A 12247-nucleotide genomic window follows, 5' to 3' on the forward strand; every position below is an offset into this window, starting at 1 on the left:
CGTCACACGCGCACGACGGGCACCGCGAACACATAGCCGACGCCGCGTTGCGTGCGGATATAGGTCGGCTGCTCGGGGTTCGGCTCGATCTTGCGGCGCAGGCGCAGGATTAGCACGTCGATCGTCCGGTCGTACACGTCGATGCCGAAACCGCGCGTATGTTCGAGCAGCTGATCGCGCGACCACACGCGCGACGGCTGCTGCACCATCGCGGCGAGCAGTTCGAACTCGCCCTGGGTCAGCGCGCACGGACCGCCGCTGTGCGTCAGCGTGCGTGCGGCCAGATCCAGCGTCCAGCCGTCGAAGCAGTAGCGCGGGCCGCCGCCGTTCGATGCCGGGCGCGGCATCGACAGCTCGGTCGTACGCCGCAGCTGCGCACGCACCCGCGCGATCAGTTCGCGACCGGAGAACGGTTTCGTGACGAAGTCGTCGGCAGCGGTCTCGAGACCGAGTATGCGATCCGTCTCGTCGCCAAGGCCGCTGATCATGATGATCGACACGTCGGACCGGCGCCGCAGCTCGCGCGCGGCCGTCAGGCCGTCTTCGCCGCGCAGCTTCAGATCGAGAATCACGACCGCATGCGGCGCGGCAGCCAGCCGTTGCTGCATCTGGGCGGTGCTGTCGACCGCCGAGACCTCGAATCCCGCTTCTTCCAGTACGCCGTTCAGCCAGGCGCGCACTTCCGGATCGTCGTCCACCACCAGGATCCGATGTTTTTCTGACATGCGTGTCTCCCTCATGCCATTCGCGGGCGCCAAGCCGGTCAGCTGCCGCATGCGAATGCACGTCGCTACTGTCGATGTATGTATGGCCGGCCGCTATCGTCATTCGCAAGCGCGCCGGAACCGCATGTTGGCGGATACCGGTCGGGTCTGGCAAGGTGAGGGTTTTCACCCAGCATGGAGAAGCCTGTTCCTGCGACATCTCGGTTGATCCCATCAGACTCGAGGGTGGCATTCGAAACAGGGTTATGTCCATAACCCATCGGAATATTTCGATCCACTTGGCCTTGCTGTTTGTCCGCTCCGATACGAGCGCTACAAAATGTATCGCGACGCGGGCTTCTCGGCCCAAGACGCCGCGAAAATGTCGAAAGGCATGCCAATGCCGGAAAGCTCGGTATTTTTTGAGATGAATCCAGATGGAAGCTGGACCCCGATCAGGAGATTTTGATGTCGTGTGAAAAGTGTCGCAGCTTTAGCGGAACGAGTTCTAACTATGAGTATCTGGGTATAAATATTTCCAGGCATGCGGAGTTGTACCGGTGCAAGAATTGTGGCCAATTTCTAGAGATTGTTGCGGAAGCGCGAGCTCCATATTTTCGTACGCTTGAGCAGGCCAAAGAGTACTTTCCGGATGCTCGCAAAGATCTCGAAAATCTTGCACCATGAAAGTGAACGCATGAGTATGCTCGAACAGTACTACGCTGGCGACGATAGCTGGAAGAAGTTCTCCAATCTCTTCGCGAAATACAAGGATTTGCCGGAGGTCCAGGAACTCGCCAAGGTCCTTCACGGGCAAGTCGATCTTGCTTATACGATCTACTCTCCATAAGTTTTTTGCACAAGCCCCGGACCTCAAAGGGCAACTAAGCGCCTCCAGGGCGACATCCGACCTGACACCGTCGATCAAACATTGCGGGATAGGTCGCGACTGCCAAATATTCTCCGATCATTTCCTATTTGTCGATGCGGGCCACATCCTTCACATATGGAAAACAGCCAATTATTCAAAGACAACATATTGAGACTGCGGACATCTTTTTAGAGAAACAACAACACCCGCTTCGCGCCCCGAACGACTGACCTGCTCCCCGCGTTTAGTACGGTGACGGTGTAGAGTCCGTTCCAGAGAGGAACGGCAATGAAAAAGCGATTCACCGAAGAACAGATCATCGGCATCTTGAAGGAAGCCGAGGCTGGCCTGAAGCCGGCGGAGCTGTGTCGCAAGTACGGCATCTCGGAAGCGACCTACTACAACTGGAAAGCGAAGTTCGGCGGGATGACGGTCTCCGAAGCTCAGCGCCTGAAGGAACTGGAGCAGGAGAACAGCAAGCTCAAGCGACTGTTAGCCGAATCGATGCTCGACAACGCCGCGCTGAAGGACCTGCTGGCTCGAAAGTAGCAAGCCCGCAGGCCAAGCGCGAAGCGGTCCGGATATTGATGACCGAACGTGCCATGGGTGTTACCCGGGCCTGCGGGCTGGTAGGGATTTCGCGCTCGCTGTTCCACTACGAATCACGCCGCCGAGTTGATGACGAAGCGCTGACTGGCCGGATGATGGCCATCGCCGCGCAGAAGCGCCGCTACGGCTATCGCCGGATTCACGTGCTGTTGCAGCGGGATGGCTGCTTCGCCAACCACAAGCGCATCTGGCGCCTGTACAGCAAGGCGGGGCTGAGCGTGCGCAAGCGGCGACGCAAGCGTATTGCGGCTGTCGAGCGCACGCCGCTGCCGTTAGCAACAGGCCCGAATCAGAGCTGGTCGATGGACTTCGTTTCTGACGGGCTGGCCTATGGTCGGCGGTTTCGATGCCTGAACGTGGTCGACGACTACACGCGCGAGTGCTTGGCCATCGAGGTCGATACTTCGCTGCCGGGCCTACGAGTGCAGCAAGTGCTCGAGCGGCTCAAGGAGATGCGAGGCTTACCCGCATCCATCACGGTCGACAACGGGCCGGAGTTCGCTGGTAAGGTGCTGGATGCATGGGCCTACGAAGCCGGTGTCACGCTGTCGTTCATTCGGCCTGGCAAGCCGGTGGAGAATGCCTATATCGAGAGCTTCAACGGGCGGTTCCGCGATGAATGCCTGAACGAGCACTGGTTCGTCTCAATGCGCCACGCCAAGCGGCTGATTGAGGAATGGCGTATCGAGTACAACACCGAGCGGCCTCATAGTTCACTCGGCTATCTGACGCCGGTGCAGTTCGCGCGGGCGCACGATGCAAAGCAGCAGTTTTTAACCTCGGACTCTAACTGCGGTTCGGACTAAAACCGGGGGCAGGTCACGACCACTCCCGCCCCCGTACCGGCACCCACCAGCCAAACTGTACCGGTACTGTACCGCCAACCGTCGCTAAACTGACCTCCATCCCCCGCCCTTCCGATGGAGACCCCGCGATGGAATTCCTCACCCTGAGTGCGCTGCCCGCCGGCATGCTGTTCGCGCTCGTCACGACGATCACGCCCGGCCCGAACAACACGATGCTGCTCGCGTCCGGCGTCAACTTCGGCTTTCGCCGCACGATGCCGCACCTGTTCGGCATCAGCATCGGCGTCGCGATCCTGATGCTCTGCGTCGGCTTCGGGCTCGGCGAAGTATTCAAGCGCGTGCCGCTGCTCTACACGATCCTCGAAGTCGCCAGCGTCGCGTACCTGCTGTATCTTGCGTGGCGCATCGGCACGTCGGGCGAAGTGAAGGCTCACGGCGCGAAGCCGCGACCGATGACGTTCATCGAAGCCGCCGCGTTCCAGTGGGTCAACCCGAAGGCATGGATGATGGTGCTGACCGCCGCGACGACGATCCGCCTGTCCGCCGACTACGGGATGAACGCCGCGTGGATGGCCGTCCTGTTCATCCTGATCGGCTTCCCCTGCATCAGCCTGTGGGCCGCGTTCGGCCTCGGCCTGCGGCGCTTCCTGTCGAACCCGCGCGCGCTGCGCATCTTCAACGTGACGATGGCCGTGCTGCTGATCCTGTCCCTGTATCCGCTCGTCGCGCACCTGCTGCAGCAGTGAGCGCTCACCGCGCGCCCGTTGAGCTTCGCGTGAGGCAGGCGTACCCTTTTGGTACGGGCGCGCGCCGCCGCTTCGCCGGTTGCGCCGCTGCTGCCGGGAGAAATGCCGATGAAGTCACTGCTGAGAGCCGGCGAGCACATCGAGGGCATGCACTGGGTGGCCGAGTATCACCCTGACACGCACGACATCCGTGTGCTGCGCGAAGACATCGAGGTCGGCACGTACTGCGCGCCGCCGACGCTGTTCGGCGAAGAGGAAGACATGGGCGCCGCGAACCTTGCCGATCACCGCAGCCGGGAGGCCGCGCTGCGCGCGTATCTGCGCAACTTCGTCAAGGAACACGACGCGGAGGAGTAGCGGCGCGCAGGCCGGCGCATCGCACCGGCCCGCGCACGCTCAATGGCCGAGCGATTCGATCTTGCCCGCCGGCTGCGTCGCGCCGTGCGGCCGCGCGATCTGCTTGATCAGCAGCGCGACGCACGCGAGCCCGCCCGCCACGGCCACCGTCGCGAACACGCCCGCGAACGAAAAGTGCCGGCGCGTCAGCTCCGCGACCAGGAACGAGCCGGCAATCCCGCCGAAACGCCCGACGCCGAGCATCCATGCGACGCCCGTGCCGCGCCCTTCGGTCGGGTAGAACGCGGCCGCGAGCGCCGGCATCGACGATTGCGCGGTATTCATCAGCACGCCGGCGATGAACACGACCAGCACCAGCAGCCCGACGTTGCCGGCCGCCTGCCCGATCGCGTAGACGCTGATCGCCGTCAGCGCGTAACACACGGCGATCACGCGGTTCGCGTTGAAGCGGTCCATCAGCACGCCACACAGCACGGCGCCGACGCCGCCGAGCGGGAACAGCGCGGAAATCAGCGTCGCGCTCTTCGGCGTGAGGCCCGCATCCTTCAGCAGGATCGGCATCCAGTTGATCGACGCGTAGAAGATCACGAGCCCCATGAAATACGCGACCCACAGCATCACCGAGCCGACCACGTACGAGCGCGACAGCACGACGCCGAGGCCCTTGCTGCCGGTCTGAGGCGCGGCCTCCGTCATCGCGAACGAGCCGGCGTTCAACGCATCGCGCGAGATGCGCGCCAGCGTCGCGCGGATCCGGTCGACCGACTGGCCGTTCGCGACCATGAAGCGCACCGATTCGGGCATCTTCAGCAACAGCAGCACGCCGAGCAGCAGCGGCGTCACGCCGCCGAGCATCAGCACGCTGCGCCAGCCGAAATGCGGAATCATCCACGCGGCGAGAAAACCGCCGAATGCGGCGCCGAGCGGAAAGCCGCAGAACATCAGGTTGATCACGGTCGCGCGGCGCTTGTCCGGGCAGAACTCGCCCATCATCGTGACGGCGTTCGGCATCGCCGCGCCGAGCCCGACGCCGGTCACGAAGCGCAGCACCGTCAGGTGGCCGATCGTCGTCGAGAAGGCGGACAGCAGGCACGCAACCCCGAACAGGAACACCGAGCCGAGCAGCAGTGAACGGCGGCCGAGCCGGTCGGACAACGGGCCCGACACGAGCGCGCCGCACGCGAGGCCGAACAGCGCGGCGCTCAGCACCGGCGCGAGATCGGGCTTGGTCAGGTTCCATTCGCCGAGCAGCGACGGCGCGATAAAGCCGATCGCGGCCGTATCGAAGCCGTCGAGCAGCACGATCACGAAACACATGAGGAAGACGAGCCACTGAAACCCGCCGAACGGCTGCTCGTTGATGAAGGTCTGTACGTCGACGACCGGTGTGCGATTCACGTCTGTCTCCTTGTCGGCCGGATGTCGATCGCACGGCGCGCTTCAGCGCGTGCAGCGGTCGCATACTGTGCCGTCATATCGGCAACCCGGCATGCGGGTCGCGCCTTTCCTGGTTCACGCACCGGCCATCCGGTGCGCGTCGCGCCGATACACTGCCGGCACGTTCTTGCATCGTCGACGGCCCGCCGCAACGACGGGTGTCGCGATCGGCCGAGGCAGGCGTCAGACCTGCCTCGGCCTGGAGGGCTCCGCCTAGGCGGCCCCGTCCTGTTCCTTGAAGATCTTGTCCGCGAGGTGAAACGCGGAATTCGCCGCCGGCACGCCGCAATAGATCGCGGTCTGCAGCAGCACTTCCTTGATCTCGTCGCGCGTCACGCCGTTGTTGCGCGCGGCGCGCAGATGCAGCGCCAGTTCCTCGCCGCGATTGAGCGCGACCATCATCGCGATGGTCAGCAGGCTGCGCGTATGGCGCGGCAAGCCCTCCCGCGTCCAGATCTCGCCCCATGCATAGCGCGTGATCAGGTTCTGGAATTCCTCGGTCACCTCGGTGCGGTTCTCGATCGAGCGATCGACGTGCGCGTCGCCGAGCACCGCGCGGCGCACCTTCATCCCTGCTTCGTAACGTTGCTGGTCGTCCATCGTCGGGGCCTCACGCGGTCAGGAACTCGAGCAGCGCGCGATTGAATTCGTCGGTGCGCTCGATATTCGAAATATGCGCGGCGTCGAATTCGACGTGGCGCGCGCCGGGAATCGCGGCGGCCAGTGCGCGGCCCTGGTCGGGCGGCGTCGACATGTCGTGCGCGCCCGTCACGACCAGCACCGGCAGCGCGATGCGCTTCACTTCCTCGCGCAGGTCGGCCGCGTTCAGCGCGTCGCAGTTCGCCGCGTAGCCGTCCTTGTCGGTATGCACGAAGGTGTCGCGGATCGCGTCGAACAGGCGCGGCTCGCGGCCGACGAACGCATCCGTGAACCAGCGCGGCAGCACCGCGTCGGCCAGTGCGGCCATCCCTTCGGCACGCGCCTTCTGCGCACGCGGCGCCCACACTTCCGGCGAACCGATCTTCGCGGCGGTGTTCGCGAGCACCGCGCGCTCGATGCGCGACGGGAAGCGCGCAGCCAGTGCCGCGCCCGTCAGCCCGCCCATCGAGATCCCGCAGAAATGCGCACGCGCGATGTCGAGGTGGTCGAGCAGGCCGATCACGTCGCCCGCGAGCTGGTCGATCGTGTACGAGCCGGCCGGCGCGTCGGAATGGCCGTGGCCGCGCGTGTCGTAGCGCAGCACGTTGAAGTGCTGCGTGAACGGGCGGATCTGCGGCGCCCACATCTGCAGGTCCGCGCCAAGCGAGTTCGAGAAGACGAGCCACGGCGCGTCGGCGCGCGCGGCACGGTCGATCCGGTAATGCAGTTTCACGCCGTTGACAGTGGCGAAGGGCATCAGTGTTCTCCTGGGGTCGGTGTGCCCGCGTGCAGCGCGAGCACGGCATCGACGTAGGCCTGCGCCTCGCCGACGTAATGTGCGGGATCGAGCAGACGTGCAAGCGCGTCGCGCGACAGGTGGGCGGAAACGGTCGAATCGGCCGCGAGCACGTCGAACAGCGTCGCGCCGGTGCGCACCGCTTCCCTGGACGCATGTTCGACGACGTGATGCGCATCGAGCCGGCCGATCCGGTCGCCGAGCGCGAGCATCACGGCTTCGCCGAGGATCAGCCCGTGCGTCAGGTCGAGGTTCGCGGCGAGCCGCGCGGTATTCACGTCGAGGCCCGCGACGATCTGCACGATCTGCGCGAGCGCGCCGCCGGTCAGCCGCGCGAGGTCGGGCAGCGCGTCCCACTCGGCCTGCCAGCCGCCGAGCGCGCGCTCATGCTCCTGCACCATCCCCGCGAACACGGTCGCGACGAGGCCGGGTGCGCGCACCGCGGCGGTCAGCACGGCCGCGCAGCCGACCGGGTTGCGCTTGTGCGGCATCGTCGACGAGCCGCCCTTGCCGGCGGCGGCCGGTTCGCCGAGCTCGCCGACTTCGGTCTGCATCTGCAGCGACACGTCGCGTGCGATCTTGCCGAGCGTGCCCGTCAGCATCCCGAAGCACGACGCGGCTTCCGCGATGCGGTCGCGCTGCGTGTGCCACGGCACGGCCGGCGCGGCGAGTTTCAGGTCGGCGGCGAGTGCGTCCGTCACGCCGCGCGCGTGCTCGCGCAGGCTCGCGAGCGTGCCGGCCGCGCCGCCGAACTGCAGCACCAGCGCACGCGCGCGCAATTCGGCGAAGCGCGCGCGATGACGCAGCAGCGCGTCGAGCCACTGCGCGAATTTCAGGCCGAGCGTGATCGGCAGCGCCTGCTGCAGCCACGTGCGACCGATCATCGGCGTTGCGCGATGCGTGCGCGCGAGCGCCGCGAGCGAGGCGCAGGCGGCGTCGAGCATCGGCTCGAGCACGTCGAGCGTGTCGCGCAGCTGAAGGACGGTCGCGGTATCGATGATGTCCTGGCTCGTCGCGCCCCAGTGGACGAACTTCGCGGCCTCGGGATCGTCGGTCTTCACCTGCGAGGTGAGCTGCTTGACGAGCGGAATCGCGAGATTGCCGCCGAGCGCCGCGTCGCGCGCGAGCGCGTCGGCGTCGAGCCGGCCGGCGTCGCACGCGCGTTCGATCGGTGCGACGGCGGCGGCGGGAATCACCTGCTGCGCGGCGAGCGCACGCGCCAGCGCGGCCTCGACGTCGAGCATGCGCTGGACGGTGGCACGGGGCGACCAGATCCGGTTGAGCGGCTCGGTGCCGCAGATGAGGGAGGTCAGGCGGGCGCTGTCTTCGAGCATGGCATCAGGTTGGGAAACGGGTGCGCCTATTGTCCACCGAAGCGCGCCGGCGTGCGCCCGAACGCGCGCCGCCGGCGGCTTGCGGGTTCAGGCGGCCTTGCGCGTCGCGTCGATCAGCGGCACGCCGGTCAGCTTCTGCAGTTCGTCGAACGACAGGTCGGTGAAGATCTCGACGACCGCGAGGCCGTCGCGCGTCACGTCGAGCACCGCCAGGTCGGTATAGATGCGGCTCACGCACTGCACGCCCGTCACCGGATACGAGCACTGCGCGACGATCTTGCTTTCGCCCTGCTTGGTCAGGTGCTCCATCATCACGAACACCTGCTTCGCGCCGATCGCGAGATCCATCGCGCCGCCGACCGCCGGAATCGCGTCGGGCGCGCCGGTGTGCCAGTTCGCGAGGTCGCCGTTCGCCGACACCTGGAACGCACCGAGCACGCAGTAGTCAAGGTGGCCGCCGCGCATCATCGCGAACGAATCGGCGTGGTGGAAATAGGCGCCGCCCGTCAGCAGCGTCACGTGCTGCTTGCCGGCGTTGATCAGTTCGTCGTCTTCCTCGCCGGGCGCGGGCGCCGGGCCCATGCCGAGCAGGCCGTTCTCGCTGTGCAGGAAGATTTCCTTGCTCGGGTCGAGGTGGTTCGCCACCAGCGTCGGCACGCCGATGCCGAGGTTCACGTACGCGCCTTCGGGGATGTCCTGGGCGACGCGCTTGGCCATTTCATCGCGGGTCAGTCGTTTCATTTGAATGCTCCTCAGGCAGGCGGTCAGGCGGCGCGGGCCGCGGCACGTTCGGCGGCCAGCTCGGCCGCATGCGCGGCCTGCGGCACCTCGACGATGCGCTGCACGAAGATGCCCGGCGTCACGATGTGTTCCGGGTTCAGCGCGCCGAGCGGCACGACTTCCGACACCTGCACGATCGCGACCTTCGCGGCGCTGGCCATGATCGGCCCGAAGTTGCGCGCGGTCTTGCGATACACGAGATTGCCCCAGCGATCGCCCTTGTACGCCTTCACGAGCGCGAAATCGGCATGGATCGGCGTCTCGAACACGTACGGCTTGCCGTCGATCACGCGCGTTTCCTTGCCTTCCGCGAGCTTCGTGCCGTAGCCGGTCGGCGTGAAGAAGCCGCCGATGCCGGCGCCCGCCGCGCGGATGCGCTCCGCGAGGTTGCCCTGCGGCACCAGTTCCAGCTCGATCTCGCCCGCGCGGTACAGCCCGTCGAACACCTGCGAGTCGCTCTGGCGCGGGAACGAGCAGATGATCTTGCGCACCCGCTTCGCCTTGAGCAACGCGGCAAGGCCGATCTCGCCGTTGCCTGCGTTGTTGTTGACGATCGTCAGGTCGCGCGCGCCCTGTTCGATCAGCGCGTCGATCAGCTCGGACGGCATGCCGGCCGTGCCGAAGCCGCCGATCATGATCGTCGCGCCGTCGTGAACGTCGGCGACCGCCGACTGAAGCGATTCGAAAATCTTGTTGACCATGTCTCTTCCTGATACGTACCCGCGGCACGATGCGCGGCTGTCGAGGGGACACGCGCGTGCCGCGTGCCGCGCCGGGACCGTATCCGGACCCGGCATTTGTTCGCTACACGAACCCAGATTCGATTAGCGAACGATGGGCCGATCATAGAGTCGCGCTCAGGGCGTTGTCAAGGCGGGATGCCTCGGGGGATGCGTCGTCGTCGAACGGCAGCCCGACGTAGTTCTCGGCGAGCGATTGCGCGGCGGCCCGTGAGCGCGACACGTACTTCAGTTCGGCGAGCTTCAGGCGGTTCACGAACGGCGTGTCGTCCGCGGACGGGTGCAGCATGTTCGTCATGAAGTACGAGAAATGCTCGGCGCGCCACACGCGTTCGAGGCAGGTCGCCGAATACGCGTCGAGCCGCGTCGCGTCGCCGCTCCGGTAGCGGGCGCCGAGCGCACGCGACAGTGCCCGGACGTCGGCGACCGCGAGGTTCATGCCCTTCGCGCCGGTCGGCGGCACGATGTGGGCGGCGTCGCCGGCAAGGAACAGGCGCCCGTACTGCATCGTCTCCGACACGAAGCTGCGCATCGGCGTCACGCTCTTCTGCGTGATCCGGCCCTCGGTCGGCGTCCAGCCGGTGTCGTTCGAGAAGCGCGTATGCAGTTCGTCCCAGACCCGCGCGTCCGACCATTCGTCGAGGTTCTCGTCGGGCCTGCACTGCAGATAGAGGCGCGTGACGGTCGGCGAGCGCATGGAGAACAGCGCGAAGCCGCGTTCGTGGTGTGCATAGACGAGCTCGTCGAGCGACGGCGCCGCGTCGGCCAGGATGCCGAGCCACGCGAACGGGTACACGCGCTCGAAGGTGCGCAGCCGCTCGGCCGGAATGGTCTGCCGCGCGATGCCGTGAAAGCCGTCGCAGCCGGCGATGTAGTCGCAGTCGATGCGGTCCTCGCGGCCGTCCGCATGCGTGAAGGTGACGAACGGATGCGCGCTCTCGACATCGTGCAGCGCAACGCCGCTGACTTCGAAGTGCATCTGATGGCCATGCTCGACGCCGGCCGCGATCAGGTCGCGCACGACTTCGTGCTGGCTGTAGACGGTGATCGCGCGGCCGCCGGTCAGGCCGCTCAGGTCGATGCGGTGACGCTGCCCCGAGAACAGCAGCTCGATGCCGTGGTGTTCGAGCCCTTCGCGGCGCATCCGCTCGCCGAGGCCGGCCTCGTTCAGCGTGTCGACGGTGCCCTGCTCCAGCACGCCGGCGCGGATGCGGTTCTCGCAGTATTCGCGCGAGCGCGCTTCGACGAGGATGGAATCGACGCCCTGCAGGCGCAGCAGATGGGAAAGCAGCAGGCCGGACGGCCCGGCGCCGATGATGGCGACCTGAGTACGCATTGTTCGTCTCCAGAACATTAATTCGAATCGTGGAACACATTTGAGCGCTTTCCCGACTATGCGGCAACGCGATTCCGGAGATATGTTCTATACGTTTCCAAGATACTGGTCCGACGATGGACGCCCTCGATCTGAACCTCATTCCCTATCTCGTCGCGCTCGACGACACGCGCAACGTCAGCCGCGCCGGCGACCTGCTCGGCGTGAGCCAGCCGCGCGTGAGCACGGCGCTCGGCCGGCTGCGCGACTATTTCGGCGACCCGCTGTTCGTGCGCACGTCGCGCGGCATGGAGCCGACGCCGCGCGCGCTGGCGCTGCTGCCGGCCGCGCGCGACGCGCTCGCGCAGATCGAGCGCGGCCTCGTCGCGCCGCACGACTTCGATCCGGCCGCGAGCACGCACACGTTCTCGATCGCGCTGTCGGACGTCGGCGAGATCGTGTTCCTGCCGAAGCTGCTGCAGGCGTTCGCGACGCGGGCGCCGCATGCGAACCTGCGCTCGGTATCGCTCGCGCACGACGAAGTCGGCCGCGGGCTCGAAGCGGGCACGATCGATCTCGCGGTCGGCTACTTCCCCGATCTCGACGGCAACAACTTCTTCCAGCAGCGCCTGTTTACGCACCGGTTCGTCTGCCTGATGCGGCGCGGCCATCCGTTCGAACAGGCATCGCCGTTTACGGTCGAGCAGTTTCTCGGCTGCGGGCACGCGGTCGTGCGCGCCGAAGGGCGCAGCCAGGAAGTGCTCGAGAAATATCTCGCGAAGCAGCGCATGCAGCGCCGCGCGGTGCTCGAGACGCCGCACTTCATGAGCCTGCCGTTCATCCTGAGCCGCACCGACCTGATCGCGACGGTGCCGCATGCGATCGGCTATGCGTATGCGGCCGAGCACGCGTTCATCGTGCCCGTCGAGCCGCCGCTGCCGCTGCCGCGCTTCGACCTGAAGCAGCACTGGCACCGCAAGTTCCACAACGATCCGCGCACCGCGTGGCTGCGCGGCGTGGTCGCGTCGCTGTTCAACGACGAACAGGACGAATGGCCGAAGTGAGCGCGCGGCCGCACGCACGACCGGCGAAAGCATGAAACAATGCGCGGAT

The 12247-nt window shown here is 66.1% G+C and carries 13 protein-coding genes; 5 read left to right on the forward strand and 8 right to left on the reverse strand.

What is annotated here, in order from left to right; translation table 11 throughout:
* Positions 1-2: 2 nt before the first annotated feature.
* Entirely contained in the window at positions 3-725 is a 723-nt protein-coding gene (locus tag WS57_RS12630) for a response regulator (protein ID WP_059477695.1), read from the reverse strand.
* A 676-nt stretch (positions 726-1401) separates the two neighbouring features.
* On the opposite strand from WS57_RS12630, the gene WS57_RS12635 reads away from it, so the two are divergent.
* From WS57_RS12635 to WS57_RS12655, 4 genes are all read left to right on the forward strand, one after another.
* A complete protein-coding gene (locus WS57_RS12635) occupies positions 1402-1554 on the forward strand; it encodes a hypothetical protein (protein ID WP_155755077.1) in 153 nt (50 codons plus the stop codon).
* A gap of 309 nt (positions 1555-1863) precedes the next feature.
* Positions 1864-2990, forward strand: a protein-coding gene (locus WS57_RS12645) for an IS3 family transposase (protein ID WP_419468979.1) whose coding sequence is annotated in 2 segments (ribosomal slippage) — positions 1864-2122 and positions 2122-2990 — 1128 coding nt in all. Because the reading frame shifts where the segments join, the coding sequence is not laid out codon by codon here.
* A gap of 128 nt (positions 2991-3118) precedes the next feature.
* Positions 3119-3736 carry a LysE family translocator gene (locus WS57_RS12650; RefSeq protein ID WP_060244707.1) on the forward strand — a complete coding sequence of 206 codons (618 nt, stop codon included), beginning with the start codon at positions 3119-3121 and terminating at the stop codon, positions 3734-3736.
* 108 nt (positions 3737-3844) lie between these two features.
* On the forward strand, positions 3845-4093 hold the full coding sequence (locus WS57_RS12655; protein WP_009688284.1) for a hypothetical protein: 249 nt from the start codon (positions 3845-3847) through the stop codon (positions 4091-4093).
* A 39-nt stretch (positions 4094-4132) separates the two neighbouring features.
* On the opposite strand, the gene WS57_RS12660 is transcribed toward WS57_RS12655, so the two are convergent.
* From WS57_RS12660 to pobA, 7 genes are all read right to left on the reverse strand, one after another.
* Positions 4133-5491 carry an MFS transporter gene (locus WS57_RS12660; RefSeq protein WP_009688283.1) on the reverse strand — a complete coding sequence of 453 codons (1359 nt, stop codon included), beginning with the start codon at positions 5489-5491 and terminating at the stop codon, positions 4133-4135.
* 252 nt (positions 5492-5743) lie between these two features.
* On the reverse strand, positions 5744-6130 hold the full coding sequence (pcaC, locus tag WS57_RS12665; RefSeq protein WP_009688282.1) for a 4-carboxymuconolactone decarboxylase: 387 nt from the start codon (positions 6128-6130) through the stop codon (positions 5744-5746).
* 10 nt (positions 6131-6140) lie between these two features.
* Positions 6141-6926: a 3-oxoadipate enol-lactonase gene (gene pcaD / locus WS57_RS12670; protein ID WP_009688281.1), complete on the reverse strand. Its 786-nt coding sequence runs from the start codon at positions 6924-6926 to the stop codon at positions 6141-6143.
* The gene (locus WS57_RS12675) at positions 6926-8299 is read right to left on the reverse strand and encodes a 3-carboxy-cis,cis-muconate cycloisomerase (protein ID WP_069244293.1); all 1374 of its coding nucleotides are present in this window, start codon (positions 8297-8299) and stop codon (positions 6926-6928) included. The genes pcaD and WS57_RS12675 overlap by 1 nt, the downstream gene beginning before the upstream one ends.
* Positions 8300-8386: 87 nt before the next feature.
* A complete protein-coding gene (locus WS57_RS12680; RefSeq protein ID WP_009690668.1) occupies positions 8387-9040 on the reverse strand; it encodes a CoA transferase subunit B in 654 nt (217 codons plus the stop codon).
* 23 nt (positions 9041-9063) lie between these two features.
* Positions 9064-9780, reverse strand: coding sequence for a 3-oxoacid CoA-transferase subunit A (locus tag WS57_RS12685; protein ID WP_009690667.1), 717 nt, complete (start codon positions 9778-9780; stop codon positions 9064-9066).
* A gap of 142 nt (positions 9781-9922) precedes the next feature.
* A complete protein-coding gene (pobA, locus tag WS57_RS12690) occupies positions 9923-11155 on the reverse strand; it encodes a 4-hydroxybenzoate 3-monooxygenase (protein ID WP_009690666.1) in 1233 nt (410 codons plus the stop codon).
* A gap of 116 nt (positions 11156-11271) precedes the next feature.
* Here pobA and WS57_RS12695 point away from each other — a divergent pair, with 116 nt between their 5' ends.
* Positions 11272-12198 carry a LysR family transcriptional regulator gene (locus tag WS57_RS12695; RefSeq protein WP_009690665.1) on the forward strand — a complete coding sequence of 309 codons (927 nt, stop codon included), beginning with the start codon at positions 11272-11274 and terminating at the stop codon, positions 12196-12198.
* Positions 12199-12247 lie beyond the last annotated feature (49 nt).

Source organism: Burkholderia pseudomultivorans (assembly GCF_001718415.1).
In the GTDB taxonomy this organism is placed as follows: domain Bacteria; phylum Pseudomonadota; class Gammaproteobacteria; order Burkholderiales; family Burkholderiaceae; genus Burkholderia; species Burkholderia pseudomultivorans_A.